Origin of the sequence: Nocardioides oceani, from assembly GCF_030412965.1 — a bacterium.
GTDB lineage: Bacteria > Actinomycetota > Actinomycetes > Propionibacteriales > Nocardioidaceae > Nocardioides > Nocardioides oceani.
This window is the reverse complement of the sequence record NZ_JAUHJQ010000007.1, coordinates 148,985-175,516: the sequence shown is the minus strand read 5'-3', so window position 1 is coordinate 175,516 and position 26,532 is coordinate 148,985. Positions and strand designations below refer to the sequence as shown.

Genomic DNA, 26,532 nt, shown 5'->3' with positions numbered 1-26,532 from the left:
GTGCTCGACATCCCAAGTAAACGTGGGATGTCGACGCCTCGCGGCCATTGCGATGGCAGGGAAGCGTGAGGATCCCATGTTAACTTGGGATCTTCACCGGCCCCGTCCGCCCCTTCCGACCGGGGATCAGCGGATCCGCGTGCGCCGCATCATCTTCAGCCCGGTGAGCATCCCCTTGACGTACTCGTCGTAGTCCTGGCCGGGGCGGGCGCCCATGACCTGCTTCTTGAGGACCGCGAGGTTCTGCACGTCGGTGTACTTCAGGAGGCCCTGGTCGCCGTGGCGGGCGCCGACGCCGGACTGCTTGACGCCGCCGGACGGCGTGCCCTTGGAGGCGTACGCCGTGGCGAGGGAGTCGTTGACGTTGACGTTGCCGGCGTGGATGCGACGGGCGACGCCGACGGCACGGTCGACGTCGGCGCCCCACACCGAGGCATTGAGGCCGTAGTCGGTGTCGTTGGCGAGCGCGACCGCCTGGTCCACGCTGCGGTAGGGGTGCAGCGCGACGACCGGCCCGAAGGTCTCCATGCAGCCGGTGAGCATGTCGCCGGTGACGCCCTCGAGGACGGTCGGCTCGAAGAACGCCGGCCCGATGTCCGGCCGCGGGTTGCCGCCGGTGACGACGGTGGCCCCCTTGGCGACGGCGTCCTGCACGTGGCTGTGCACCCGCTGCATGTGGTCGACCGAGATCAGCGAGCCCAGCTCCGGCCCGAAGTCGTACGCCGCGCCCACGCGCAGGCTCTCGGCCGCGGCGACGAAGCGCGCCTTCAGCTCGTCGTACCGGCTCTCGGGCAGGTAGATCCGCTCGATGTGCATGCAGATCTGGCCGGTGTTGCCGAAGACGCCGAACAGCGCGCCGGTCACCCACTCCTCGGCGTCGACGTCGTCGAGGACGATCATCGGGTTCTTGCCGCCGAGCTCGAGGCAGCAGCCGATCAGGTTGCGCCCGGCCCGCTCGCCGATGACCCGGCCGGTGGCGGTCGAGCCGGTGAACATCACGTAGTTGGCGTTGTCGATGAGGGTCGGGCCGACGTCGGGCCCCTCGCCGCACACGACCTGGAACAGGCCCTTCGGCAGCCCGGCCCGCTCGAGCAGGCTGATGCCGTAGAGCGGCGAGAGAGCGGTCTTGTTGTCGGGCTTCAGCACGATCGCGTTGCCGGCCATGAGCGCGGGGATGGCGTCGGAGAGGCCGGTCGCGAACGGGAAGTTCCAGGGCGCGATGATCCCGACGACGCCCTTGGGCTGGCGGATCTCGGTGGAGCTGGAGACGAGCGGCACCGGCCCACCGCGCTTGACCGGCGCCAGCAGCTTCGGCGCCCGCTTGAGGTAGTGGCTGATCACCATCACCGGGTCGCAGGTCTCCTCGATGGCCATCCGGCGGTTCTTGCCGCTCTCGGCCTGGATGAGGTCCGCGGTGGTCTGGGCGTTGTCGACCAGCAGCGAGTGCGCCTTCTTGAAGACCTTGAGCCGCCTGCGCAGCGGCCAGGACGCCCACTCCTGCTGGGCCGAGCGGGCGGCCGCGAAGGCGCGCTCGATGTCGGCCGGGGTCGACTGCGGCAGCTGCACGAGCGTCTCGCCGGTGTAGACCTCGGCCAGGTCCCACGTCTGCCCGCCGGAGCCGGGGACCCGGGCGACCAGGTCGCACAGGAAGGCGTCGGTCAGCGTGGCGGGGCGACGCGGGCGCGTCGTCGTACCCGTGCCGGCGACGGTGGCCGGGCGGTCGGCGGTGGCGGTCATGTCAGCCCCTCCCGAGGACGAGGTCGGCGCCGCGCTCGCCGATCATGATCGCGGGCGCGTTGGTGTTGCCGCCGGTGATCGACGGCATGATCGAGGCGTCGGCGACGCGCAGCCCCTCGACGCCGCGGACCTTGAGGTCCGGGCCGACGACGGCGAGCTCGTCCACGCCCATCCGGCAGGTGCCGACGCCGTGGTAGACCGAGGTGGCCCGGTTGAGGATCGCCTGCCGCAGCTCGGAGCCCTGCAGGTTGCGGCCCGGGTGGATCTCGTCCTTGACCGCACCGCCGAACGCCGCCGCGCCCATGATCTCGCGGACCATCTCCGAGCCCTCGGCGAGCAGGTCGAGGTCGGCGGACTCCGCGAGGTACTGCGGGTCGATCAGCGGCGCCGCGGTCGGGTCGGCGGAGGCGAGCCGGAGGGTGCCGCGGCTGCGCGGGTAGATCAGCGTGGTGAGCACGGTCAGCGCCGGCAGCGGGGAGACCTCGTGGCGGATCGGCTCGTCCTGGTTCGGCGAGACGTAGGACCACGGCAGCAGGTGCAGCTGGAGGTCCGGGACGTCCGTGGCCTGCGAGGTCTTGAGGAACGCGAGCACCTCGAAGACCGAGTTCGCGAGGAACGTCGAGCCCGGGCGCAGGACCTCCTTGGCGACGCCCTTGGCGAAGAAGAAGGCGTTGCCGCGCATCTTCGAGGAGGTGGCGTGGAAGGTCATCGCGTGGAACATGTGGTCGTGCAGGTTGTCGCCGACCGGCAGGTCCGCGAGGACCGGGATCCCGTGGTCCTTGAGGTGCTGGGCGTGCCCGATGCCGGAGAGCATGAGGATCTGCGGGGAGCCGACGAAGCCGGCGGCGAGGATGACCTCCTTGCCCGCCCGGACGGTGCGCTGGCTGCCGTCCTTGTCGCGGACCTGCACGCCGGTGGCCCGGCCGTTCTCGATGACGACCTTGGTGACCAGCACCTGGGTCTGCACGTCGAGCGTCGGCGGCGCGAGGTGGTGGATGTAGCCGCGCGAGGCGCTGTAGCGCAGGCCGTCCGCGGCGTTCTGCTGCATCCGGCCGACGCCCTCCTGCGACTCGCCGTTGTAGTCGTCGAGAACCTTGCAGCCGATCGTGTCGGCGGTCGCCTGGAGGAACTGCAGCGATCCCTCCTGCGGGGTCTTGTTGCGGGTGACCCGGATCGGGCCGCCGACGCCGCGGAAGGCGTTCTCGCCGCCCTCGTAGTCCTCCATGCGCTTGTACGCCGCGTTGACCGAGTCGGCGTCCCAGCCGACGCAGCCCTCGGCCGCCCAGGAGTCGTAGTTGGCCCGGTTGCCGCGGACGTAGACCATGCCGTTGACCGAGCTCGAGCCGCCGAGCACCTTGCCGCGCGGGACCGGCATCTTGCGGTCGAGGATGTGCTTCTGCGGCACCGAGTAGTAGCCCCAGTCGTTGAGCCGCTTGATCTTCGGCTCCGCGTGCATCGGGCCGATCATCCCGGGCTTCTTGGTCAGGAACTGGTTGTCGCTCTTGCCCGCCTCGAGCACGATCACGCTCGCACCGGACTCGGCGAGCCGACCGGCGATCGCCGCGCCGGAGCTGCCGGAGCCCACCACGACGTAGTCGGCTTCGTTCTTCAGGGCTGTCTTGGCCATGTCGTCCCCTGGTCGTTCGTCTCGCGCTGGCGGCGGTGCGGCCCGATGAGCTCACATACTCTCGGAATGTGTCGCCGCCCACAGTAGGGCATGACTGTAACTTGTTCTAGTTTGCTGGACCACCGATCGGACGGGAGGATCGGAGGCGTGAAGATCCTCTCGATCCAGTCGTCGGTGGCCTACGGCCACGTGGGCAACTCCGCCGCGGTCTTCCCGCTGCAGCGACTGGGCCACGAGGTGTGGCCGGTGCTCACGGTCCACTTCTCCAACCACACCGGGTACGGCGCGTGGCGCGGCCCACTCCTCGCGCCGGCCGACGTGGCCGACGTGATCGCGGGCATCGAGGACCGCGGGGTCCTCGGCGAGGCCGACGCGGTGCTGTCGGGCTACCAGGGCGACCCGGCCGTCGGCGCGGTCGTGCTCGACGCCGTGGCGAAGGTCAAGGCGGCCAACCCGGACGCGGTCTACTGCTTCGACCCCGTGATGGGCGACGTCGGCCGCGGCATGTTCGTGAAGCCGGGCATCCCGGAGTACATGCGCGACACCGTCGTCCCGCTCGCCGACGTCCTGACGCCGAACCACTTCGAGCTCGACTTCCTCGCCGGCCGGACGACCACCACGCTCGACGAGGTGCTCGACGCGGTCGACGCGGTGCGCGACCGCGGGCCGCGGGACGTGCTGGTCACCAGCGTGCTGCACGGCGACGTACCGGAGGGCTCCCTCGACGTCCTCGCCGTCTCCGACGCCGGCGCCTGGGTGGTCACCACGCCGCTGCTGCCGATCACGCCGAACGGTTGCGGCGACGTCACTGCCGCGCTCTACCTCGCGCACCTGCGCTCGACCGGCTCGCCGGCCGAGGCGCTCTCCCGCACGACGTCGTCGGTGTTCGCGGTGCTCGAGGCGACGATCGCCGCGGGCACCCGCGAGATCCAGCTGGTCGCCGCGCAGGACGCGATCGCATCCCCGCCGGCGTCCTTCGAGGTCCGTCAGGTCCGCTGAGGGACCTCGGGCTCGGGGGTCGCTGGCTCGAGCCTCGGACTCAGCCGCCGACCATCATCAGCGCGGCCAGGAAGGCCAGCGCCGGGATCAGCCACAGCATCGCCAGCGCGACCATGGTGTCGCGGCTCTCGGCGGCCGCGGCGGTGCTCGGTGCAGACGTGTTCGCTGCCATCGTGGAATCACTCCCCGGATCGATTGAGGAGCCGATACCCGCCGTTTCCGCGCACCATGCCGCGCCGACCGCGATCCGGCGCAGATCACATCCCTGTGGGTGAGGCCCCGCCCGCCCCCGCCTCGTGATGCTCAGCGTGCGCCCGGGCGGACACCGGGCATCACGCGGCGCGGCGACGCGGAGCCGGTGACGCGGAGCCGGTGACAGGAGTCGAACCCGCGACATCCTCTTTACAAGAGAGGCGCTCTACCAACTGAGCTACACCGGCGCGGCCGGCGACGCGAGGTCGCGGCGGCCGGGCACATGCTAGTCGGCGGGCCCGGCGACGGGCTCAGCCCATGCCGCCGTCGAAGGCGAGGACGGCGCCGGTGATCATCCGCGCGGCGGGCGAGGCGAGGTAGACGATCGACTCGCCGATCTCGGCCGGGGAGATGGCCGGGCCGGGGAGCATCATGATCAGCCGGTCGGCGACCCGGGGGTCCATGTCGGCCGGCATGATCCCGGCGACGTGCGACACGATCGGGGTGTCGACCGTGCCGGGGCACACCGCGTTGACGCGGATCCCCTCCGGCGACAGCTCGAGCGCGAGCGACGTGGTGAGCTGCGTGAGGCCGCCCTTCGCGGCGGCGTACGCCACGGCGTACGGCTGCGGGATCCGGCCAGCGACCGAGCTGACGTTGACGATGTTGCCGCCGCAGGCGCGCAGGTGCGGCAGCGCGGCCTGGATCATCATGAACGGGCCCTTGAGGTCGACCGCGTGGACCCGGTCCCACTCGGCGTCGGTGATCTGGTCGAAGTGGCCGAACTGCACGACGCCCGCCACGTTGGCGAGGACGTCGATGCGGCCGTGCTGGGCGCACTCGGCGACCGCGGCGTCGACGGACTCGCGCGAGGCGACGTTGCACTCGACGTACGTGACGCCGTCGGGCGCGCCGGGCTGCACGTCGAGGCCGAAGACGGTCGCCCCCTGGTCGCGGAAGAGCTCGGCGGTGGCCCGGCCGATGCCGGAGGCGGCGCCGGTGACGACGACGACGCGGGGCTCGTCGGAGGCGGGGGCGGAGGAGGCGGGGGAGGTCATGCGCGGACCGTACTGGAACACGTTCTAGTTCGGCCAGGGTCGAGCCGCACTGAGTTGGCCTCCTCCGCGCCGGCGGGCGATCCTTGTCGGGTGAGCCTGCTGCGCGAACCGCACCACGACGGGTCCCCGCTCTACCTGGAGCACGAGGCGCCGACCCTCGGCTGGACGGTCAAGGTGCGCGTCCGGACCGCCGCCGACGACCCGGTCGACCAGGTCTGGCTGCGCACGACGTACGACGCCGAGCCGGTCTACCACGCGTGCGGGCCGGTCGAGCGCGACGAGCACACGGTCTGGTGGGAGGGCGAGCTGCCCGTGCACAACCCCGTCGCGCACTACCGGTTCCTGCTCGGCACCGACAGCGGCACCCCGGCCGAGGACCAGCGGTGGCTGACCGCCGCCGGCGTGCACCGCCACGACGTGCCGGACACCTTCGACTTCCGCGTCTCGACCTACCCCTCCGCGCCGGACTGGGGACGCGACGGCGTCGTCTACCAGATCTTCCCCGACCGGTTCGCGCGGTCGGCCGCCGCCGACGAGCGCCCCACCCCGGCCTGGGCCGTGCCCGCCGCGTGGGACGACGAGGTGGTCTTCGAGGGCTCCGACCCGCGCACGCCGACCCAGTTCTTCGGCGGCGACCTCGACGGCGTCGTCGACCACCTCGACCACCTCCAGGACGTCGGCGTCTCGGTCGTCTACACGACGCCGGTCTTCCCCGGCGAGAGCAACCACCGCTACAACGCCTCGACGTTCGACGGCGTCGACCCGCTGCTCGGCGGCGACGCGGCGTACGCCCGGCTCTCGGCCGCCGTCCACGAGCGCGGCTGGCGGCTGCTCGGCGACCTCACCACCAACCACACCGGCGACACCCACGAGTGGTTCCGTGAGGCGTCGGCGGACCCGGCCTCGCCGACGCGCGGCTGGTACTACTTCAACCACGACGGCTCCTACGAGTGCTGGATGGGCCACGGCACCCTGCCCAAGCTCAACCTCGCCGACCCCGACCTCCGCGCCGCGATGGTCGAGGGCCCCGACTCGGTCGTCGCCCGCTGGCTGCGGCCGCCGTTCGACGTCGACGGGTGGCGCATCGACGTCGCCAACATGACCGGCAGGCTCGGCGCGGTCGACGTCAACCACGACGTGGCCCGGGCCGTCCGCCGCACCGCCGAGGCCGAGCGGCCCGACCCGCTGGTCATCGGCGAGCACAACCACGACGCGTCCGGCGACATCGACGGCGACGGCTGGCACGGGACGATGAACTACTCCGGCTTCTCCTGGCCGGTGTGGTCGTGGGTCCGCGACCCCTCGTCGCCCGCCCGCGCGTTCGGCCGCCCGCTGCCGGTGCCGCGGCGGCCCGGGCCGCTGGTGCTCCGGTCCTTCCGGGAGTGGCTGGCCCGCTTCGGCTGGCGCGCGGCCAGCCAGTCGTGGAACATCCTCGGCTCCCACGACAGCGCCCGCATCCGCACCGTCGCCGGCTCCCCCGAGGTGCACCGGGTCGCGGCCGGGCTGCAGTTCACGCTGCCCGGAGTGCCGATGCTCTTCGCCGGGGACGAGATCGGGCTCGAGGGCGTGCTCGGCGAGGACTCCCGCCGGCCGATGCCCTGGGACCGGCGCAAGGACTGGGACCACGCCACGCTGGCGACGTACGCCGCCCTGGCCGCCGCGCGCCGCGACCACGACGCCCTGCGCCGCGGCGGGCTCCGCTGGGCGCACGTCGACGACGACGCGTTCGTCTTCGTGCGCGAGCACCCCTCCGGCTCGCTCCTCGTCTGCGCCCGCCGCGCGGGCGGCCCGGCCATCGGTCTCGAGGCGGGCCTGCTCGGCTTCGGCGACGGCTCCGTGGTGCTGGCGACCGAGGGCGAGCCCGCGCCGCTGACCGCGACCGACGGCACCGTCACCGTCCCGGCGTCCGAGCACCCCGGCGTCTGGATCTGGCGGGTCTAGGCTCGGCCGCGTGGCCCTCCACGTCGTCGCGCACCGACCCGACCCGGCGCTGCTCGGGCTGCCCTGGTCGGCGCCGCTGGAGGAGTGGGGCGCCGAGCACGTCGTTCCCCTCCCCCGAGGGCTCTCCCGCCACGTCGTGCGGATCGTGCGCCAGGGCGACTCCACGTACGCCGTCAAGGAGACCGTCGAGGAGATCGCGTTCCGGGAGTACCGACTGCTGCGCGACCTCCAGCGGCTCGGGCTGCCCGCGGTGGTGCCCCAGGGCGTGGTCACCGGCCGCGTCGACGCCGACGGCCAGGAGCTGCCCGCCGCGCTGCTGACCCGGCACCTGCGGTTCTCGCTGCCCTACCGCAGCCTGTTCAGCCACGGCACGACCGCCGAGGGGCTGCCGTCGCTGGTCGACGCGATGGTGGTGCTGCTCGTGCGGCTGCACCTCGCGGACTTCTTCTGGGGCGACGTGTCGCTGAGCAACGTGCTCTTCCGCCGCGACGCCGGCGGCTTCGCGGCGTACCTCGTCGACGCCGAGACCGGCGAGCTGCGCTCCTCCCTCTCGGACCGGATGCGCCACCACGACGTCACCATCGCCACCGAGAACGTGTACGCCGAGCTGCTCGACCTCCAGGCGAGCCGGCTCGTGCCCGACGAGGTGCCCGCGGAGGACATCGTCGCGCTGCTCGAGCGCCGCTACGGCGAGCTGTGGGACGAGCTGACCGGCGCCGAGGAGTTCTCCGCGGCCGAGATGTGGCGCATCGAGCAGCGGATCGAGCGGCTCAACACCCTCGGGTTCGACGTCGAGGAGCTCGACATCGTCACCGACTTCGACGGCGACCGCGTCCGCATCCAGCCGCGCGCCGTCGAGCTCGGCCACCACCGGCGCGAGCTGCGCTCGCTGACCGGTCTCGACGTCGAGGACGCCCAGGCCCGCCGGCTGCTCAACGACATCGCCCGCTTCACCGCCCACCACGACCTCGGCCGCGAGGACCGGGTGCTCGTCGCGACCCGGTGGCTCACCGACGTCTTCGAGCCCCTGATGGCGATGGTCCCGACCGAGGCCCGCGGCAAGCTCGAGCCGGCCGAGATCTTCCACGAGGTGCTGGTGCACCGGTGGTACCTCTCCGAGCGGGCCGGCCACGAGGTCGACCTCTTCGAGACCGCCCGCGACTACATCGACACCGTGCTGGCCGGCAAGCCCGAGGAGGCGCTCACTCCCGAGCCGGAGTGACGCGGCGTGCCGGGGACCGGCCGCGTGACCGGCCACGCGGATCGCCGGTCACGTCCCTTCCGGCCGCCGCGCTGGAGGCCGAGCTGCGGGAGCCAGACCCCGCCCGCCGCAGGCGGACCCCCCTCCCCGAGGCCGCAGCCCGTCTCACCGGGTTTCGACACGCTCAGGCCTGGCGGCCTTCGCTGCTCAACCAGCAGGAGCGTCGGGGCCGCGTCCCCGAGGCCGCAGCTCGTCTCACCGGGTTTCGACACGCTCAGGCCTGGCGGCCTTCGCTGCTCAACCAGCAGGAGCGTCGGGGCCGCGTCCCCGAGGCCGCGGCTCGTCTCACCGGGTTTCGACACGCTCAGGCAGCAGGAACGGCGGGACCGCTGTCCCCGAGGCCGCGGCTCGTCTCACCGGGTTTCGACACGCTCAGGCCTGGCGGCCTTCGCTGCTCAACCAGCAGGAACGGCGGGACCCCGTCCCCGAGGCCGCAGCCCGTCTCACCGGGTTTCGACACGCTCAGGCCTGGCGGCCTTCGCTGCTCAACCAGCAGGAACGGCGGGAACCCCGTCCCCGAGGCCGCAGCCCGTCTCACCGGGTTTCGACACGCTCAGGCCTGGCGGCCTTCGCTGCTCAACCAGCGAGGGCGGCCTTCGCTGGTCGACCAGCAGGGGCGGGGCGGAGGGGGTCAGGGCTTGCAGACCCGGCAGGTGGTGAGCTGGCCGGCGCGGCCCTGGGCCTCGGCCTCGCCGACAGGGTGGAGGTCGGTGCGGTGGGCGATGAGCGCGCAGTCGCGGCGGTGGATGGTGGTGCCCTCCCCCGCGGTGACCGGCAGCGCGGAGGTGTCGACGCCCTGGTCGTTGACGGCGGCGGACCGGGAGGTCACGTCGGCGAGCACGAGCAGGGTGTCGGCCAGCCGCTTGGACGACTCGCGTCCGTCGTCGGCGATCCGCGCCAGCCAGGCCCCGAAGTAGAGGAACCCGCCTACGAACGTCAGTCCGAGGCCGAGGAGGCCGCCGGAGACGAGGTAGGAGAGCTGGTCGTACTGGTAGGGCGTGTTCGCGGCGCCGTACCAGCCCAGCACGATGACGACGAGGCCGAGCGGGAGCAGGATCGCGCCGGCCCAGAAGAGCACGACCTGGAGCAGCTGGTAGTTGTTGTTCTTCATGGGGGCCGCGCCGGTGGCGCTCCCGCCGCGGCCGGCCCGCGGGAGGGCGGAGCCGGAGCCCATCCGTGCGCCGGAGGCGGGCGTGGACATGGAGGTCATCTCAGGGTGCCTTTCGAGTGGAGCCGCGCGGGTCAGGCCTTGCGGAGGTCGGGGAGGCCGCTGTCGAGGCCGTGGGGGCAGGAGGCGCCGGCCCCGAGGGCGAGCGCGCCGATCTTGCGGAGGTAGCTGCCCGCGACCGCGGCCAGCGCGATGCCGCCGAAGAGCAGGGCACCGGGGATGGAGTTGAGCGGCGGGAGGCCGGCGCCCGCGGGCGCCGCGTCGACGAGGTCGCCGTCGGCCGGCGCGGAGTCGCCGCCGGCGTCGCCCGCGCCGAGGTCGGACGGGGACGAGGGGGTGCCGGCCGTACCGCTGCCGGTGGTGCCGCCCGACGTACCGCCGGAGCCACCGCCGCTGCTGTCACCGCCACCCTCGCCGGACGGGTCGTTGTCGGGGATCTCGCCCTCGGGGAGGTCGAGCTTGGGCGCCCGCTTGACCTCGCTGCCGGCGACACCGAGGTGCAGCACGATCCGCGGGGACAGCTGGTTGAGGGCGCCGAGGAGGCTCTTGAGGATCGCCGCCTCCTCGGGGAACGGGATCGGCGCGAGGATCTCGCCGAGCGGGATCTGGGACAGGACCGGCTTGAGGATGCCGAGGTCGACCTGGACGCGGAGCGCCTCGATCTCGGCGCTGGCGGCCTTGCCGCCGCTCTCGAGCCGGGGCTTCGGGAGCGTGATGGAGACGCCCAGCTGCTCGAGCGCCTTGGCCGGGTCGTCGGAGAGCCCGGGGATCGCGCCGCCCTGGCCGACGGCCTCGTAGCCGTCGGGGCCGATGGAGAACTCCTGGCCCGCGATCGAGAGGGTGCCGTAGCGCGCCTTCCCGGAGGACTTCTCCGCCTTGCCGTCGCTGCTGGTGACGGCCTTGGCGGTCACGCCGGAGAGGGTGATGATCCCACCGAGCAGGCGGACGTCGCCGAGCGCGGAGCGGGTCGTGGTGGTGACCGAGCCCTTCTCGACCTGCGACCGGCTGGTGGAGATCATCCCGCCGACGTCGACGAGCGCGTTGAGGGCGGAGGGGATCTGGCAGGCCGCGGCCTCCTCCTCGGCCTGCTGCTGCCGCTCGGCCTCCGTGGCGGCCGACTGGCCGGTGATCGCGGCGCCGAAGTCGCTCAGCGGGTTGCCGGCCGAGCCACCCGAGCCGCCGGTGAGCCCGCCGAGGCCACTGGCCAGCCCGCCGAGCAGGCCGTCGAGGCCGCCGGTGGGCAGGCCCGGGATCTCGGGCAGGCCCGGGATCGGGCTGTCGCCGCCCCCGTCGCCGCCGTCGCCACCGTCGCCGGCGTCGGGCTCCTCGACGTCGCAGTCGCTGGAGAAGCCGGACGCGGCGCGGACGTCGCCCTCACCCGCGCTGGTCCGCGACACCGAGCCCGGGAAGGGCTCCTGCGCCTCGGACTCGGGGCCGCCGGGGAAGGCGGAGTTCACCTGGATCGGGTAGCCCTGCTCGGCGATCGGGTTGGCGATCTCCGGCGGCAGCCCGAGGTTCTCGACGACGGTCTTGAGGCCCTCGCCGATCGAGTCGCCCGGCCAGAGGTACGCCGCGCGGCCCTTGCCGCCGCTGCTGTCGGCCGTCACCTTGCTGTAGCCGAGGTTGAGCTCGAACTGCGGGGTGGCCGGGATCGGGATCACCGGCTCGAAGATCTCCAGCTTGATGGGCGTCGCCGTGCCCTCGGAGCTGTAGCCGTAGTCGAGGGTCTCCTTCCCCGACGGACCCGACGGCTGGGCGGCCGCGGGGGACGCGGTCGTGGCGCCGAGCGGCAGCACGGCCGCGACGAGGCCACCGGCGACGAGGGGCAGGACCCCACGCTTGGACGGGTTGAGCGGCGTGCGCTTCACGCGGCACCTCCGAGGATGACGTCGGACATGGTCTCGAGGACCTCGGCGGGTTCGCCGGAGGCCACGATGCGGCCGCCGGACATGACGGCTGCGTAGTCGGAGACCCGCAGCGCGGTGCGGGCGAACTGCTCGATGCACAGGATCGAGACACCGGACTCCGCGATCTGCGCGACGGTGTCGTAGAGCTCGTCGACGATGAGGGGCGCGAGCCCCATCGACAGCTCGTCGAGCAGCAGGAGCGCCGGGTCGGAGGCGAGCGCCCGCGACATCGCCAGCATCTGCTGCTCGCCGCCGGACATGGTCCCGGCGAGCTGGTTGCGCCGCTCGGAGAGGCGCGGGAAGTAGGAGTACGCCGTCTCGAGCACCGCGTCGGCCGACACCCCGGCGTACGACATCAGGCGGAGGTTCTCCTCCACGGTGAGGTTCGGGAAGACCGACCGGCCCTCGGGGACCGTGCACAGCCCGAGCCGGGCGAGCTCCTCCGAGCCCGCGCCGCGGACGTTGACCCCGCCGAGGTGGACGTCGCCGGAGGTCGGCTTCTTCTGGCCCGAGATCACCTTGACCAACGTCGACTTGCCGGCGCCGTTGGGCCCCAGCAGCGCCATCACGGCGCCCTTGGGGACGGCGAGGTCGACGCCGCGCAGGACCTCGATCCGGCCGTACGCCGCGTGGAGGTCGACGACCTCGAGGATGGGGATGCTCATCGCGGCGGCTCCTGGCCGTGGGAGGGGACTGGGGGCGCTGCAGGGACGACGGGGATGACGGTGGTGGCGTCGGTGGCGGCGCCGACCGGCACCAGGTCGGTGCGGGTCTCCTCGACGGCGCTGACGTGGGTGCCGACGTGCGCACCGGTGGAGGCACCGACGAGCTCGTGCTCGGGGACCTCGTCGGAGTAGCCGAGGTAGGCCCGCTGCACGGCCGGGTCGCGGCGGATGTCGCCGGGCGCGCCGGAGGCGATGACCGAGCCGAAGTCGAGGACGTGGATGGTGTCGCAGACGCCCATGACCAGGTCCATGTCGTGCTCGACCATGAGGATGCCGCGGCCCTCGGCGGCCAGGTCGCGCAGCAGGTCGCCGAAGTCGTCGGTCTCGGACTCGTCGAGGCCCGAGGAGGGCTCGTCGAGCAGCAGCAGCTGCGGGTCGCCGGCCAGGCAGCGGGCCAGCTCGAGGAGCCGCGCGGTGCCGGTCGGGATCGAGTCGGCCCGCTCGTCGGCGTACTCCGCGATCCCAACCCGCTCGAGCAGCGCGTCGATGTCCTTGGCGCCCGGCCGGAGGAGGCCGACGATCCCGCGGTGGATGTCGTGGGCGACCCGGACGTTGTCGCGCACGGTCAGCGAGCCGAACGCCTCGAGCCGCTGGAACGTGCGACCCATCCCCCGCTTGGAGCGGCGGTGGACCGGCGCGCCGGTGACGCTGCGGCCGCGGAAGCGGACCTTGCCGCGGGTCGGCTTCTGCAGGCCGGAGATCACGTTGAAGCAGGTGGTCTTGCCGGCGCCGTTGGGCCCGATCAAGCCGGTCACCTGGCCGGCCTCGGCGACGAAGGACGCCTCGTTGACGGCGGTGACGCCACCGAACTGGACGACCACGTGGTCGACCTCGAGCAGCGGGACGTGCGCCCCGCCGTGCTGGCCGTGGGGCAGCTGGTCAGACATGGGCGGGCACCTTCCCGGTGGAGTCAGGGGTGTCGGGCAGGAGGTCGGCGAGCTCGCCGTCCTCGGCGTCGGCGTCCCGGCGGCTGGGCAGGACCGGCAGCCGGTCGCGCAGCTGCGGCACGACGACGGTCTGGATGCGGCGGCCGAGCCCGAAGAGCAGGTTCGCCAGGCCGTTGGGGTCGCGACCGAGCGCGACGGCGCCGAAGCCGAGGATCGCGAAGATCAGGCCGGCGATGCCGGGGTTGTTGGACTGCATGACCGGCAGCAGCATCAGCCCGACCCCGCCCAGGGTGGCGCCGGTGACCGAGGTGACGCCGAAGACCACCGCGAGCAGCAGCAGCGGCAGGCTGTTGAAGAACTGGAAGTCGGCCGCGCCGATCGTGCCGCGCAGCCCGGCGAAGAGCGCCCCGGCCAGGCCGGCCATGCCGGCCGAGAGGCCGAAGAGGCCCACGCGGAACCACCGCATGTCCAGCCCGAGCGTCCCGCAGGCGGCCGGGCTGTCGCGCATGGCGATGAGCACGCGGCCGAGCGGGCCGCGCCGCAGGAGCAGCAGCCCGATCCCCATCAGCACGAGGAAGAGCGTCATCACCAGCACGTAGCCGCCGGTCGACTCGATCGCGTTGCCGAGGATCGAGAGCCGGCCCGCCTGGAGCGTGCCGTTGAACCCGAAGGCGAACTCCGCCTGGAAGATCATCTTGTCCATGAGCACGCCGAAGGCGAGCGTGGAGAGCGCGAGGTAGAGGCCGGTCAGCCGCAGCACCGGCAGTGCCACCAGGGCGCCGACGCCGGCGGCGATCGCGGCGGCGAGGAAGAGGCCGGCGAGGTTCGGCTGCTCGAGCTTGGCGTAGGCCAGGGCGCCGACGCCCGCGAAGGTCAGCTGGGCCAGCGAGACGTGCCCGCCGTAGCCGGTCAGCAGGACCAGGCTGAGCATGACCATCGCGTACGTCGCCGCGGTGCCGACCAGCAGCAGGTTGGCCGTCGACATCCCGCCGCCGACCAGCAGCGCCACGAACACCAGCAGCGCGCCGCCCCAGCCGACCGACTTGGTGATGGAGGGCAGCGGCGCGGACACGATGCCCTTGACCTGGCCGATGCGCAGCTGCGCCTGCGGCATCGCCACGATCACCACGAACAGGAACAGCGCCGGCACGACCGCCCGCGTCCCGGCGAGGAAGCCGTCGCTGGGCAGGTAGGCCACCGCGAACGACTGCAGGATGCCCAGCCCCATCGCCCCCACGAAGGTCAGCGGGAGCGACTTGAGCCGGCCCAGCATCGCCGCGGCGTACGCGTTGATGACGAGGAGGGTGAGGTCGTAGTAGGACAGGCCGATCACGCTGGAGAGCAGGATGCCGCCGAGCGCCGCGAGGCTGATGCCGATCGCCCACGACAGCGCCGCGACCGTGTCGGGCTTGCCGCCGAAGAGCTTGAGCAGCTCGGGGTTGTCGACCGAGGCGCGCATCGCCGTGCCGATGCGGGTCCGGTTGAGCAGGACGTAGAGGCCGAGCGCGACGGCGATCGAGATGACGATGGTGATGATCTGGTGCGCGGTGACGTAGGTGTCGCCGAGCTGGATGCCCGAGGCCGCCATGAACGGCGGGACGGTGCGCGGCTCCGGCGGCCAGACCTGCTGGGCCAGGCCGATGAGGCCGACGAACAGGCCGACCGTGACGACCAGGGCCACCGAGACCGGGCCCTCGCCGAGGCCCTTGGTCACGAACCGCTGGATCCCCCAGCCGATCGCCGGGGCGATCACGCCGAGCACCAGGAACAGCGAGAGGAACAGGTTGAGCCCCTGCCGCTGGGAGAAGTCCCAGAAGACGAACGCCATCACCATGCCGAAGGCGCCGTGGGCGAGGTTGAAGACCCGCGTCGTGGTGTAGGTCAGCACCAGGCCGGAGGCGGCGATGGCGTACGCCGCCCCGGTGAAGAGCCCGAGGATGGTGAAGGACAGCAGGGAACTCATCGGTCAGCCTCCCAGGCCGGTGTTCGTCATCGAGCCGCAGAGGTACTCGCCGGGCGAGACCTTCTTCCACGTCCCGTTGCTGAGCTGGATGATCGAGGCGCAGTTGGCGGTGGTCTCCGCACCGACCTGCTGCGGGACGTGGATGCCGTTGCCGGTCCAGTCCTTGACGCCGCCCATCCGCTCGACCAGCGAGGCGCGGGTGAGCTTCCCGCCGAGCGCGACGGCCTGCTCGACGAAGAGGCGGGCGGCCGACCAGGCGAAGACGCCGTAGGTGTTGGGCTGGGCGCCCGGGTCGACCTGCTGCAGCCAGGACCGGTAGAGCTTCATCTCGGCGACCGAGTAGTCGTCGAAGAGCGGCGTCTGCGAGTAGACGTAGGTGCCGTCGCCGTCCGCGCCGGCCTCGTCGACGTAGCGCTGGTCGTGGACGGTGGCGTCCTGGAGGAAGACCTCGGGCTCGTAGCCCTGCTGCTTCATGGCCTGCTGGAGCCGGACGGTGAACTGGTAGGGCCCGGTGTAGTTGACCAGCTGGGCGCCGGCGTCCTTGGCCTGCTGGACGTACGGCGCGTAGTTGAACTCGGCGGTGTCGATGGCCTCGAAGACCTTGACGTCCCAGCCGTTCTTCTCCCAGGCGGCGCGGAAGTTGGCGGCGTTCGCGGGGGCGGCGCCGGCGTTGACGTAGAACATCGCGACCGACTTCACGGCCTCCGGAGCCTTCTTGGCCCAGAACTGCGGCATCGCGTTGGGCACGAGGTTCGGCTGGACGGCGTACGCCGCGAAGCAGGTGGTGCACGCGGTGCGGTCGCCGTTGACGGAGTAGGAGCGGATGTCGGGGAGGCCGCAGTCCTGCGCGGTCCGGGCGCCGCCGGAGTCGAAGGCCGACATCGACCCGACGGCGGCGAAGGCCTCCTCGCAGGCGCGGGCGTAGGCCTGCTGGTCGGCGCCGGCGTCGGCGCGGCTGTCGAGGTCGAGCACCTTCAGCGAGCGGCCGCAGACGTCGCCGGCGGAGTTGAAGTACGCGGCGTACGCCTGCGTGGCCTGCTGGGCGGACTCGAAGATGCCGGGCACGGGACCGGAGATGTCGGAGACGTTCGCGATCGTGATCGTGTCGTCGGTGACACCGGTCTGATTCTCGAACCCGTCGCAGGAGCCGGCCTCGACCCCGCCGTCGGCGGCGTTCTCGCCGCCGCCCTGGGCGCCCGCCGCCGGTGCGTCACCGCCACCGGTCGAGCCGGTGCCCGCGCCGCCCGTGCCGCCGGTGCTCGACCCGGCGCCACCGCCGAGGTCGCCGCCACCGACCGTGCCGGGGACGGATCCGGCGTCGCCGCCGGTGCCGCCGACGAGGCCTCCCTCGGCGCCGGGTACGCCGGCGCCGGCGCCGGTCCCTGCGCTCATCCCCACCACGGTGTCGGGGTCCATCCGCGAGCCGCACGCGGCCAGCGAGGCCGCGGCGACGACTGCGACGAGCACCGCGACGCGGCGCGCGGGGCGCCGGCGAGGCAGGTGCGGGACCCGGGGACGGGTGCGCAGCGAGGTGGTCATGGGGTCCTCCGCGAGGTGGGACGAGTACCGGTCAAACGAGACACAACCGGCCAGGTGACGCGGATCACAAGCCCTACCCGCGGGTATGGACCACTTTTCGGACAAGTTTCGTCCGATCTCGGTCACGGCCCCGTCCCGTCGTCGTCCGCAGGTCCGGTCAGACCGTGGTGAGGCCGGCGCAGGTGTACTTCGTGCCACCCGCGGACACCCACCTGCTGCCCTCGAGGGTCAGGAAGCGCCAGCAGTCGCCGGTACGGCGCGGGCCGGGGTACTGCGGGGCGTGCATGCCGTTGGCGGTCCAGTCCGACACCCTGCCGAGGTCGGCGACGAGGGACTCGCGGCTGAGCTTGCCGCCCAGGGCGACGGCCCGCTCGACGAACAGGCGGGCGGCCGACCAGGAGAAGACACCGAAGAACGACGGCTCGGCACCCGGGCGGACCTGGTTGAGCCAGCTGACGTAGGTCTGCATCTCCTTGTTGCTGCTCGCCTCCTCGAAGGGGACGAAGTTCGTGAACACCGTCGTGCCGTCGACCGCGGAGCCGCCGCTCTCGACGTACTCGGAGTCGTAGGCCGAGGGGTCGATCATGAAGACGTCGGGCTTGAAGCCCTGCTGCTGCATGGCGTCGGCGAGCCGCACGAACTGCGCGGGCTGGGCGATCATCTGGACGTACTTCACGCCCTTGTCCTTCATCTGCTGGACGTAGGGGGCGTAGTTGAACTCGGCGATGTCGATCGCCTGGACCATCGAGAACTTCATGCCGCGCTGGGTCATCGCGGAGGCCTGGAGCTTGCCGTTCTCGGCGGCCGCACCGGCGTTGATGTAGAGCATCGCGGCGTTCGCGGCGGCGTCCGGGAAGTTCTTCTTCACGTAGTCCGGCACGGCGTTCTGGAACTGGTTGGCGACCGTCGACTGGGCGCCGAAGCAGGTGCCACAGTCCTGCCGGTCGTTGGTGACCATGGCCGAGCGGATGTCGGGCAGGCCGCAGCCCTGCGCGGCCGCCGCGCCGCCGGAGTCGAAGGCCGACATCGACCCGATCATCGCGAAGACGTTCTCGCAGCCGTCGGAGTAGGCCTGCTGGTCCGCCGCGGCGTCGGTGCGGCTGTCGTAGGACTTCAGCTCCAGCTTGCGCCCGCAGATGTCGGTGGAGGCGTTGAAGTAGGCGACGTACGCCTTCACCGCGTCCTGGCTGGACTCGAAGATGCCCGGCACCGGGCCGGAGATGTCCGAGGCGTTGCCGATGGTGATCGTGTCGTCGGTGATCCCGACCTGGTTCTTGAAGCCGTCGCAGGAGCCGGCCTTGGTCCCGCCGTCGGCCGCGTTCTCGCCACCGGGCTGCGGCGCGCCACCCGCCGAGCCGCCCGAGCCGGACGCCCCGGTCGTGCCCCCGGTGGTCCCGCCGGTCGTGCCCCCGGTGGTCCCGCCGGTCGTGCCGGCACCCGTGCCGAGGTCGCCGCCCACCGTGCCGCCACCCGGCACCTCACCGCCCGCGACCGCGCCGCCCTGGACGCCGGCCGCCGTGCCGCCGGCACCCACCACCTGGTTCGGGTCGAGCTGCGACCCGCAGGCGGCGAGGCTGAGCGTGAGCGCGCCGGCGAGGACGCCGAGGGCGACCGATCCGGCTCGGTGACGACGAAGGCTGGGCACGGGTCCTCCACAAGAACTAGAACAGGTACTAGTTCCTAACGAGGCCGGTCACCAAAGGTGACGGCGCCCACACGTTTGGCCGTCCGCCCGAGTGGGTTGTCGCCCGTCCCCGCGGCGGCGCGGCCGGGTCAGCGGAGCAGGTCGCGGCCGATGACCATCCGCTGGATCTGGTTGGTGCCCTCGAAGATCTGGGTGATCTTGGCGTCGCGGAAGAGCCGCTCGACGGGGTAGTCGCGGGTGTAGCCGTTGCCGCCGAGCACCTGCACCGCGTCGGTCGCCACCCGCATCGCGGCGTCGCTGGCGCTCAGCTTGGCGATGCTCGCCTGGCGGGAGAAGGGGCGGCCGGCGTCCTTGAGCCGCGCGGCGTGGAGGTACGTCGCCCGCGCCCGTTCCACCTCCGCGCCCATGTCGGCGAGCAGGAACTGCAGCCCCTGGAACTCCCCGATCGCCCGGCCGAACTGCCTCCGCTCGCGGGCGTAGGCGACCGCGTGGTCGAGCGCGGCCTGGGCGATCCCGGTGGCGACCGCGGCGATGCCGAGCCGGCCGGCGTCCAGCGCGGAGAGGGCCACCCGCATGCCGGCGCCCTCCTCCCCGATCCGGTTGGCCGCGGGGATCCGAGCGCCGTCGAGGATCACCTGGGTGGTGACGTCGCAGTGGAGGCCGAGCTTCTTCTCGGGCGCCCCGAAGGACACGCCGGAGGTGTCGCCGGGGAGGACGAACGCGGAGAGGCCGCGCTTGGGGTCCTCGCCGGTGCGCGCGAAGAGGATGTAGTAGTCGGCGTGCGAGCCGTTGCTGATCCACTGCTTGGTGCCGGTGACGACGTACTCCCCGTCCTCCGGCGAGCCCTCGAGGACGGCCTTGGTGGCGATCGCGCTGACGTCGGAGCCGGCCTGGGGCTCGGAGAGGCAGTAGGCGCCGAGCCAGTCGCCCGAGAGCATCCGCGGCAGCCAGGTCGCGCGCTGCTCCTCGGTCGCGTGGGCGGCGACGACGGTGGCGGTCAGGGAGTGCACCGAGGCGCCGACGCCGACGCTCGGCCACGCGGTCGCGAGCTCCTCGATGACCTGCAGGTAGACCTCGTAGGGCTGCCCGCCGCCGCCGTCGGCCTCGGGGAACGGCAGGCTCAGCAGGCCGGCCCGCCCGAGCAGCGCGTAGGCCTCGGCGGGGAACTCCGCACGCTCCTCCATCTCGGCGACCTGAGGCGCGAGCTTCTCGGTCGCGATGGAGCGCGCCAGGTCCAGCAGCGCCTCCGCGTCCTCGCCCGGCAGGAGCCTCTCCACGTTCGTCGGCATGCGCCCAGCCTAGGTCGGCCGGGACGCCGTAGGTTCGCCGCCATGACCCGCACCACCCGCCTGCTGACCGCCGACGACCTGGGGCAGACGCTCGCCCTGGGGCAGGAGGCGTTCGGCGCCCCGCCCGAGGGCTGGCGCCCGCCGACCGCGGAGGGCTGGCCGCCGCCGGGGCGGCACTCGTGGGGCACCTTCGCCACCGGCCCCGACGGCGACCGGTTGCTCGCCCGCGTCATCGGGCTCGAGCTCGGCTCGTGGTTCCACGGGGCCGCGGTGCCGACGTGCGGCATCGCCGGGGTCGCGGTCGCCGCCGAGCACCGGGGCCAGGGCATGCTCGCGGACCTGTTCCGCGTCGTGCTGGGCGAGGCGGCCGAGCGGGGCGAGGCGCTGAGCGCGCTCTACCCGACCGCCCCGGGCATCTACCGCCGGCTGGGCTACGAGGTGGTCACCGCCCTCGACGACGTCGACCTGCTGACCGCCGACCTGGCCGCGGTCCGCCCGCCGGCCGACGGCACGACCGTGCGCCGCGCGACGGTGGCCGACGTCCCCGCGGTCCGGGCGGTGTACGACGCGTGGGCGGCCGCCCAGAACGGCCCGCTGACCCGCCGCGGCCCGTCCGACACCGCCACCGACGCCGAGCTGCTCGACGAGGTCACCGCCATCACCGTCGCCGAGGACGCCGACGGCCGGGTGACCGGCTTCGCCTCGTGGGACCGTGGCACCGGCTACGACGAGTCGGCCGTCATCACCGTCCACGACCTGGTCGGCCTGACCGGCGACGCGCACCGGGCGCTGTGGCGGGTGCTGGGCTCCTTCGCGACCGTCGCGCGCACCGTCCGGCTCACCACCTCCGGCGCGGACGCGGCGCGGCTGGTGCTGCCGGCCTACGCCTGGCGCCGGGTGGTGCACCGGCCCTACATGCTGCGCGTGCACGACCCGGCCCGCGCGCTCACCGGGCTGCGGCTGGCGCCGGGCTCGTGGGAGGTGGCGTTCCGGGTCGCCGGCGACGTGCTGGGGGTGATGGACGGCGGCTACCGGCTGGTCGTCCGCGACGGGGTCAGCACGTGCACGGCCGCCGAGGTGCCGGCCGACGCGGCGACGTACACCCCGCAGGGGCTGGCGCTGGCCTACGCCGGCACGCAGGACTCCGCGAACCTGCGGCTGGCCGGCCACCTCGGCGGCAGCGCGGCGGACGACGCGGTGCTCGACGTGCTGCTGCGCGGCCGGCCCGCGCACGTGCGCGACTACTACTGAGCCGTTACTGAGCGGCGGCGACGGCCGGGGCGTCGTAGGACAGCTCGACGTACTCCCCCACCTCGAAGACGCCGTTGGTGAGCAGGTCGACCTCCTGGAGCCCGACCGGCCGCTCGTCGCGGTAGGTGATCAGCGTGACCGACGCGGTGCGCCGGATCTTCGAGCCGATCGCGATGGCGTACGCCGCCCCGCCGGTCGTGCCGGTGGTGAAGCTGTGCCCGACCTCGCCGTTCTCGCCGACCACCTGCTCGGGTCCGCTGGCGACGTGGAGGTGGCCGCCGACGACGAGGTCGGCGCACCCGCGGTCGAGCACCTCGCGGCCGAGGTTGGCGTCGTGGACCAGCACGGTGGCGACCCGCTCGTCGGCGTCGCAGACTACGTCGGCGAGCCGCTCGCCGACGTCGGTGAACGACAGCTCGGTCTCGTCGCGCCACGCGCCGAGGCCGCTGGACCGTGGGTCGTCGACGCCCATGAGCGGTGCGCCCCCGGGCCCGTCGACGACCTCCCCGTCGCTCGCGTCGAGCATCGTCCAGCCGCGGTCGGCCAGGTAGTCGCGCACGAAGCTGCCGTGGTCGTGGTTGCCCGCGACGCCGTACCGGTCGAGGTCCTCGAAGGCGGCGGTGACCGAGTCGAGGGAGAAGGCCTCCCACGGCTTGCCCGTGGAGGTGTCGTCGCCGGCGTCGAGGACCGCGGTCGCGCCGCCGGCGTCGCCGATGGCGCGGGCCACCTCGTCCATGCCGATGTTGTCGTGGCGGTCGGAGACGAGGAGCGCGACAGTCTCGTCCTCGGCGGGCTCGCGCACGTCGAGGCCGGCGGCGTCCTCGGCCGCCGCGGCGTACCACTGCTTGCTCCGCATGTAGGTGTCGACGGCGCTCTCGACGAGCCGCTTGGTCTGGGAGGTGGTGACGTCGCCGCGGACCTCCAGGCCGGCGAGCTCCTCGGGCAGCGGGACGGACGCACCGAGCCACTGCGCGAACGGCACCCAGGCGCGGGCGTCGTCGACCGGCTCGTCGTCGGAGCGCCACGGCTCGAGCAGCACGACGACCAGGCCGGCGACGAGGACGACGGCGACTGCTCCGCGCCAGGAGCGGCCGCGGCGCAGCAGCTCACGGCGGCGGTCGCGGCCGACCGCGGCCCACACGAGGAGCGGGACCAGGGCGATGACGCCGCCCCGGACCGCGGCGTCGCGGGCCATCGAGGCGACGACCCCGGTGACGCGCACCCGCGGCCCCTCGGGCTGGGTGCCGATGTAGGCGTAGCGCTGGACCAGCTCGTCCAGGGTCGTGGCCTCGGTCTTGCCGAGCCGGACGTCGACCCCGATCCGCGAGCCGGAGTCCAGCCGCAGGTCCGGCAGCACCGGCCCCGTGCGGACCACGACGGTGCCGTCCAGGGTCGGCCTGACCACGGCGTCGTGGCTGGCCAGCGAGACCGTCCGGGCGTCGGCGAGGAACAGGGTCAGGCCGACCGCCACGGCGAGCACCGCCCACACCACCACCGCGACGGTGGTGGTGAGGACGCGACGCGGCACCCGGGGCACCGTCAGGCGCGCGCCTGCGCGATCGCGTAGAGCGTCACCGACGCGGCGACGCCGGCGTTGAGCGACTCCAGGGTGTTGGCCATCGGGATCGACACGATCTGGTCGCAGGTCTCCTCGACCAGCCGGGAGAGGCCGCCGCCCTCGGCCCCGACCACCACGACCAGCGGGCCGTCGGCGAGGTCGAGGTCGGGCAGGGAGACGTCGCCGTCGGCGGCCAGGCCGATGACCATGCAGCCCGCGTCCTGGTACGCCTTGAGCTGGCGGACCAGGTTGACGGTCTGCGCGACCGGGATCCGCGCCGCGGCGCCGGCGCTGGTCTTCCACGCCGCGGCCGTCATGCCGGCCGCCCGCCGCTCGGGGATGACGACGCCGTGGGCGCCGAAGCCGGCGGCCGAGCGGACGATCGCGCCGAGGTTGCGCGGGTCGGTGATCTGGTCGAGCACGACGATCAGCGGCTTCTCGTTGTTCGCCGCGGCCGCCTCGAGCAGGTCGTCGGGGTGGGCGTACTCGTACGCCGGGATCTTGGCGACCAGGCCCTGGTGGACCGCGCCGCTGGTGATCCGGTCGAGCTCGCCGCGGGGCACCTCGAGCAGGCCGATGCCCTTCTCCGAGGCCAGCCGGAAGGCCTCGCGCAGGCGGCCGTCGCGCTCGGCGCCCTCGGCCACGTGCACGGCGGTCACCGGCACGCCCTCGCGCAGCGCCTCGACGACCGCGTTGCGACCGGCGATCCACTCGACGTCGCTGGTCTTCTTGCGGGTCCGCGTGGGGGCGCGGCGCTCGCTGCGCTGCGCGTCCTTGTAGGCCTTGTGGTAGGGCCGGTCCTTCGCCTTCGGCGTCGGGCCCTTGCCCTCGAGGCCGCGCTTGACCCGACCGCCCGAGCCCGCGGTGGGTCCCTTGCTGGTCTTGCGGATCGCGCCCTTGCGCTGGCTGTTCCCTGGCATCAGTCAAGACTCCACTGGTAGTCGCGGTCGGGACCGTCCTGGACGGAGATCCCCGCGTTCTTGAGCTCGTCGCGGATCGCGTCGGCGAGCGCGAAGTCACGGTTCTCCCGCGCCGCCCGCCGCTCGTCCATCCGAGCCCTGATGAGCATGTCGAGCGCCGCCTGCGCCTTGTCCTCGGCGCGCGACGAGGCGCCCCAGGCCGGGTCGGCGGGGTCGAGGCCGAGCACGCCGAGCATGGCGCGCACGGCGCCGGCCCGCTCGCGCGCCCCGGCCGCGTCGCCGGCCTGCAGCAGGCGGTTGCCCTCGCGGACGGCGTCGTAGAGGACGGCCACCGCCGCCGGCGTACCCAGGTCGTCGTCCATGGCGTCGACGAAGCCCTGCGGCAGCGCGCCGGGCTCGACCTCGCCGGCGCGGTCGAGGAAGCCCTCGACCCGGCGGAACCCGGCGGCGGACTCCTCGAGCGCCTCGAAGCTGAACTCGACGTGGGAGCGGTAGTGGGAGGCCACGAGGTAGAACCGCAGCTCGATGCCGCGGAAGCGCTGGAGCACCGACGGGATGGTCAGGCTGTTGCCGAGCGACTTGCTCATCTTCTCGCCGGCGGTGGTGATCCAGGCGTTGTGCATCCAGTACGACGCGAACGGGTGGCCGGCCGCGCGCGACTGGGCCTGCTCGTTCTCGTGGTGCGGGAACCGCAGGTCGACGCCCCCGCCGTGGATGTCGAAGGCGCTGCCGAGGTACTTGCCGGCCATCGCGGAGCACTCGATGTGCCAGCCCGGGCGGCCGCGACCCCACGGGCTCGGCCACGACGCCGTCGACGGCTCGGACTCCTTGCGGCCCTTCCACAGGGCGAAGTCGCGCGGGTCGCGCTTCCCTCGCGGGTCGGCGTCCTCGGCGGCCTCCATGTCGTCGATGCGCTGCGAGGTCAGCTCGCCGTACGCCGGCCAGGAGCGGACGTCGAAGTAGACGTCACCGGAGCCGTCCTCGGCGGCGTACGCGTGGCCCTTCTCGATGAGCGCCTCGATCAGCTCGACCATCTCCGGGACGTGGCCGGTGGCGGCGGGCTCGTACGTCGGCGGGGCGACGTTCAGCGCGGCGTACGCCGCGTCGAGCTCGCGCTTCATCGTCGCGGCGTGGGCGTACCACGGGCGGCCGAGCGCCTCGGCCTTGCCGAGGATCTTGTCGTCGATGTCGGTGACGTTGCGGATGAACGTGACGTCGTAGCCGCTGTGCCGCAGCCACCGCTGGAGGACGTCGAAGTTGACGCCCGAGCGGACGTGGCCGACGTGGGGCTCGGACTGGACCGTGAGACCGCAGACGTAGACACCCGCCCTCCCCTCCTCCAGGGGGACGAAGTCGCGCACCTCGCGCGTCGCGGTGTCGTAGAGCCTCAGGGTCACCCCGCCAGTCTAGGGACGCGGCGGGGCGCGGCCCGCATCCCCGGCGGCCGCCTCGGGGACCGACTCGTTCCTGTGACTCCTGGGACGGGTGTGACATACCGTGGCACCATGCGGCGGCTCCTCCCCCTCCTCCCCCTCGTGCTCACCGGCTCGCTCCTCGCGGCGGTGCCCGCGCCCGCCTCCGCGGCGCCCGCGCGGCCGATCGCCTACACCCAGTGGGACAGCCCGGCCGAGCTGCGCTCCGGGCGTCTCGACGGCACCCGGGTCACCCGCGGGACGCTCGTCCAGACCAAGGCACCCTCGGGCCGGCGGAAGGTCGACGGGTCGGCGTACGACGTCGGGCACTGGCTCTCGCCGTGGACGGAGCCGGGCTTCGCGCTGACCGAGCTGATCGGCTCCTGGTCGGCGACCACCAGCGGGGACAGCTGGGTGGAGGTGTCGGTCCGCGGCCGCGCCGCCGGCGGCGGGCAGTCGAGCTGGGACGTCCTCGGCCGGTGGACCTCCGGCGACGAGTTCACCCGCCGCACCAGCGTCGGCGGCCAGGGCGACGACCTCGCCGACGTCGCCGTCGACACCTGGAAGGCGGCGCGCGGCCTGACGTCCTACCAGCTGCGCGTCTCCCTCGCCCGGCGCACCGGGACCGCCGCCAAGGCGGTCGTCGACACCGTCGGGGCGGTCGCCTCGCGCCTGCCGGCGGGCGAGGTCGCGACGTCGAAGCCGGGCGTCGCCCGCGGCGTGGTGCTCGACGTCCCGCGCTACAGCCAGATGATCCACGAGGGCCACTCCCCGCAGTGGGGCGGCGGCGGCGAGGCGTGGTGCTCGCCGACGTCCACCTCGATGGTGCTGGGCTACTACGACGCGCTGCCCGCGGCGGCCGACCGCGCCTGGGTCGGCAGCGGTCACCAGGACCCGTGGGTCGACCACGCCGCGCGGATGACGTACGACGCGGCGTACCGCGGCACCGGCAACTGGCCCTTCAACACCGCGTACGCCGCCCCGCTGGCCGGCCACGCGTTCGTCACCCGCCTGCGCTCGCTCCGCGAGGCCGAGCGGCTCGTGAAGGCCGGCATCCCCGTCGTCGCGTCGGTCTCGTTCGGTCGCGGGGAGCTGTCCGGCGCGCCGATCTCGGCGACCAACGGCCACCTGCTCGTGATCGTCGGCTTCACCCAGGCCGGCGACGTGGTGGTCAACGACCCCGCCGCCCCCACCAACGCCGGCGTCCGGCGCACCTACGACCGCGGCCAGTTCGAGTCGGCCTGGCTGCCCACCTCCGGCGGGCTCGCCTACGTCATCCACGACGACGCCCACCCGCTCCCGGCCTCCAACGGCACCTGGTAGTCCACCGCGAGTCGAGCAGCGGGCTCCTCGCCGAGGGGCGTCGCGGCCCGGGAGCCCGGGAGCCGGGTGCTGTGGCCGCCGCCCTGCGTCCCCCACCCGGTCTCGACCCGCTCGCGCCACCTCGTTCCTC

20 protein-coding genes and 1 tRNA gene are annotated in these 26,532 nt (G+C 73.2%); 5 read left to right on the top strand and 16 right to left on the bottom strand.

Annotation, left to right across the window (positions count from 1 at the left end; all coding sequences use genetic code 11):
* Window positions 1-126 precede the first annotated feature (126 nt).
* Both QWY28_RS16725 and QWY28_RS16720 read right to left on the bottom strand, forming a co-directional pair.
* A complete protein-coding gene (locus QWY28_RS16725) occupies window positions 127-1,737 on the bottom strand; it encodes a succinic semialdehyde dehydrogenase (RefSeq protein ID WP_300953703.1) in 1,611 nt (536 codons plus the stop codon).
* Window position 1,738: 1 nt separating this feature from the next.
* Window positions 1,739-3,364, bottom strand: a complete 1,626-nt coding sequence (locus QWY28_RS16720; RefSeq protein ID WP_300953702.1) for a GMC family oxidoreductase — start codon at window positions 3,362-3,364, stop codon at window positions 1,739-1,741.
* Between the two features lie 147 nt (window positions 3,365-3,511).
* Between QWY28_RS16720 and pdxY the strand changes: the two genes are divergently transcribed.
* Window positions 3,512-4,363 carry a pyridoxal kinase PdxY gene (gene pdxY, locus QWY28_RS16715; protein WP_300953701.1) on the top strand — a complete coding sequence of 284 codons (852 nt, stop codon included), beginning with the start codon at window positions 3,512-3,514 and terminating at the stop codon, window positions 4,361-4,363.
* Window positions 4,364-4,403: 40 nt separating this feature from the next.
* Here pdxY and QWY28_RS16710 read toward each other — a convergent pair whose 3' ends face one another.
* The 3 genes from QWY28_RS16710 to QWY28_RS16700 form a co-directional block, all read right to left on the bottom strand.
* Window positions 4,404-4,535, bottom strand: coding sequence for a hypothetical protein (locus tag QWY28_RS16710; RefSeq protein ID WP_300953700.1), 132 nt, complete (start codon window positions 4,533-4,535; stop codon window positions 4,404-4,406).
* 195 nt (window positions 4,536-4,730) lie between these two features.
* Window positions 4,731-4,803 (bottom strand) — tRNA-Thr (locus QWY28_RS16705).
* 63 nt (window positions 4,804-4,866) lie between these two features.
* Window positions 4,867-5,613, bottom strand: a complete 747-nt coding sequence (locus QWY28_RS16700; protein ID WP_300953699.1) for an SDR family NAD(P)-dependent oxidoreductase — start codon at window positions 5,611-5,613, stop codon at window positions 4,867-4,869.
* Window positions 5,614-5,703: 90 nt separating this feature from the next.
* On the opposite strand from QWY28_RS16700, the gene QWY28_RS16695 reads away from it, so the two are divergent.
* Both QWY28_RS16695 and QWY28_RS16690 read left to right on the top strand, forming a co-directional pair.
* Window positions 5,704-7,554, top strand: a complete 1,851-nt coding sequence (locus QWY28_RS16695; RefSeq protein WP_300953698.1) for a glycoside hydrolase family 13 protein — start codon at window positions 5,704-5,706, stop codon at window positions 7,552-7,554.
* A gap of 10 nt (window positions 7,555-7,564) precedes the next feature.
* Window positions 7,565-8,776: a DUF4032 domain-containing protein gene (locus QWY28_RS16690; protein WP_300953697.1), complete on the top strand. Its 1,212-nt coding sequence runs from the start codon at window positions 7,565-7,567 to the stop codon at window positions 8,774-8,776.
* Between the two features lie 670 nt (window positions 8,777-9,446).
* Here QWY28_RS16690 and QWY28_RS16685 read toward each other — a convergent pair.
* The 8 genes from QWY28_RS16685 to QWY28_RS16650 form a co-directional block, all read right to left on the bottom strand.
* Window positions 9,447-10,016: a hypothetical protein gene (locus QWY28_RS16685; RefSeq protein WP_300953696.1), complete on the bottom strand. Its 570-nt coding sequence runs from the start codon at window positions 10,014-10,016 to the stop codon at window positions 9,447-9,449.
* Window positions 10,017-10,057: 41 nt separating this feature from the next.
* Window positions 10,058-11,851 carry a choice-of-anchor P family protein gene (locus QWY28_RS16680; protein WP_300953695.1) on the bottom strand — a complete coding sequence of 598 codons (1,794 nt, stop codon included), beginning with the start codon at window positions 11,849-11,851 and terminating at the stop codon, window positions 10,058-10,060.
* On the bottom strand, window positions 11,848-12,555 hold the full coding sequence (locus tag QWY28_RS16675; protein WP_300953694.1) for an ABC transporter ATP-binding protein: 708 nt from the start codon (window positions 12,553-12,555) through the stop codon (window positions 11,848-11,850). Before QWY28_RS16675 ends, QWY28_RS16680 begins: the two co-directional genes overlap by 4 nt.
* Window positions 12,552-13,502: an ABC transporter ATP-binding protein gene (locus QWY28_RS16670; RefSeq protein ID WP_300953693.1), complete on the bottom strand. Its 951-nt coding sequence runs from the start codon at window positions 13,500-13,502 to the stop codon at window positions 12,552-12,554. The genes QWY28_RS16675 and QWY28_RS16670 overlap by 4 nt, the downstream gene beginning before the upstream one ends.
* A complete protein-coding gene (locus QWY28_RS16665) occupies window positions 13,495-15,465 on the bottom strand; it encodes a branched-chain amino acid ABC transporter permease (RefSeq protein ID WP_300953692.1) in 1,971 nt (656 codons plus the stop codon). Before QWY28_RS16665 ends, QWY28_RS16670 begins: the two co-directional genes overlap by 8 nt.
* A 3-nt stretch (window positions 15,466-15,468) precedes the next feature.
* Entirely contained in the window at window positions 15,469-17,004 is a 1,536-nt protein-coding gene (locus tag QWY28_RS16660) for an ABC transporter substrate-binding protein (RefSeq protein WP_300953691.1), read from the bottom strand.
* 157 nt (window positions 17,005-17,161) lie between these two features.
* Entirely contained in the window at window positions 17,162-18,649 is a 1,488-nt protein-coding gene (locus QWY28_RS16655; RefSeq protein WP_300953690.1) for an ABC transporter substrate-binding protein, read from the bottom strand.
* A 128-nt stretch (window positions 18,650-18,777) separates the two neighbouring features.
* Window positions 18,778-19,938 (bottom strand): acyl-CoA dehydrogenase family protein, encoded by a 1,161-nt coding sequence (locus tag QWY28_RS16650; protein ID WP_300953689.1) that lies wholly within the window; start codon window positions 19,936-19,938, stop codon window positions 18,778-18,780.
* Between the two features lie 42 nt (window positions 19,939-19,980).
* On the opposite strand from QWY28_RS16650, the gene QWY28_RS16645 reads away from it, so the two are divergent.
* Entirely contained in the window at window positions 19,981-21,189 is a 1,209-nt protein-coding gene (locus tag QWY28_RS16645; protein ID WP_300953688.1) for a GNAT family N-acetyltransferase, read from the top strand.
* Between the two features lie 4 nt (window positions 21,190-21,193).
* Here QWY28_RS16645 and QWY28_RS16640 read toward each other — a convergent pair whose 3' ends face one another.
* The 3 genes from QWY28_RS16640 to cysS are packed head-to-tail and all read right to left on the bottom strand — an operon-like array spanning window position 21,194 to window position 25,064.
* Window positions 21,194-22,717 (bottom strand): metallophosphoesterase family protein, encoded by a 1,524-nt coding sequence (locus tag QWY28_RS16640; RefSeq protein ID WP_300953687.1) that lies wholly within the window; start codon window positions 22,715-22,717, stop codon window positions 21,194-21,196.
* Between the two features lie 11 nt (window positions 22,718-22,728).
* A complete protein-coding gene (gene rlmB, locus QWY28_RS16635) occupies window positions 22,729-23,667 on the bottom strand; it encodes a 23S rRNA (guanosine(2251)-2'-O)-methyltransferase RlmB (RefSeq protein ID WP_300953686.1) in 939 nt (312 codons plus the stop codon).
* On the bottom strand, window positions 23,667-25,064 hold the full coding sequence (gene cysS / locus QWY28_RS16630) for a cysteine--tRNA ligase (protein ID WP_300953685.1): 1,398 nt from the start codon (window positions 25,062-25,064) through the stop codon (window positions 23,667-23,669). The genes rlmB and cysS overlap by 1 nt, the downstream gene beginning before the upstream one ends.
* Before the next feature lie 108 nt (window positions 25,065-25,172).
* Here cysS and QWY28_RS16625 point away from each other — a divergent pair, with 108 nt between their 5' ends.
* Window positions 25,173-26,402, top strand: coding sequence for a C39 family peptidase (locus tag QWY28_RS16625; protein ID WP_300953684.1), 1,230 nt, complete (start codon window positions 25,173-25,175; stop codon window positions 26,400-26,402).
* Window positions 26,403-26,532: the final 130 nt, after the last annotated feature.

What these genes read in the sequence shown, in the direction of transcription:
- QWY28_RS16725 (WP_300953703.1), bottom strand. Translation starts at nt 1,737, where the DNA reads ATGACCGCCACCGCCGACCGCCCGGCCACCGTCGCCGGCACGGGTACG.
- QWY28_RS16720 (WP_300953702.1), bottom strand. Translation starts at nt 3,364, where the DNA reads ATGGCCAAGACAGCCCTGAAGAACGAAGCCGACTACGTCGTGGTGGGC.
- QWY28_RS16710 (WP_300953700.1), bottom strand. Translation starts at nt 4,535, where the DNA reads ATGGCAGCGAACACGTCTGCACCGAGCACCGCCGCGGCCGCCGAGAGC.
- QWY28_RS16700 (WP_300953699.1), bottom strand. Translation starts at nt 5,613, where the DNA reads ATGACCTCCCCCGCCTCCTCCGCCCCCGCCTCCGACGAGCCCCGCGTC.
- QWY28_RS16685 (WP_300953696.1), bottom strand. Translation starts at nt 10,016, where the DNA reads ATGTCCACGCCCGCCTCCGGCGCACGGATGGGCTCCGGCTCCGCCCTC.
- QWY28_RS16675 (WP_300953694.1), bottom strand. Translation starts at nt 12,555, where the DNA reads ATGAGCATCCCCATCCTCGAGGTCGTCGACCTCCACGCGGCGTACGGC.
- QWY28_RS16670 (WP_300953693.1), bottom strand. Translation starts at nt 13,502, where the DNA reads ATGTCTGACCAGCTGCCCCACGGCCAGCACGGCGGGGCGCACGTCCCG.
- QWY28_RS16665 (WP_300953692.1), bottom strand. Translation starts at nt 15,465, where the DNA reads ATGAGTTCCCTGCTGTCCTTCACCATCCTCGGGCTCTTCACCGGGGCG.
- QWY28_RS16660 (WP_300953691.1), bottom strand. Translation starts at nt 17,004, where the DNA reads ATGACCACCTCGCTGCGCACCCGTCCCCGGGTCCCGCACCTGCCTCGC.
- QWY28_RS16650 (WP_300953689.1), bottom strand. Translation starts at nt 19,938, where the DNA reads ATGCCGACGAACGTGGAGAGGCTCCTGCCGGGCGAGGACGCGGAGGCG.
- QWY28_RS16645 (WP_300953688.1), top strand. Translation starts at nt 19,981, where the DNA reads ATGACCCGCACCACCCGCCTGCTGACCGCCGACGACCTGGGGCAGACG.
- rlmB (WP_300953686.1), bottom strand. Translation starts at nt 23,667, where the DNA reads ATGCCAGGGAACAGCCAGCGCAAGGGCGCGATCCGCAAGACCAGCAAG.
- QWY28_RS16625 (WP_300953684.1), top strand. Translation starts at nt 25,173, where the DNA reads ATGCGGCGGCTCCTCCCCCTCCTCCCCCTCGTGCTCACCGGCTCGCTC.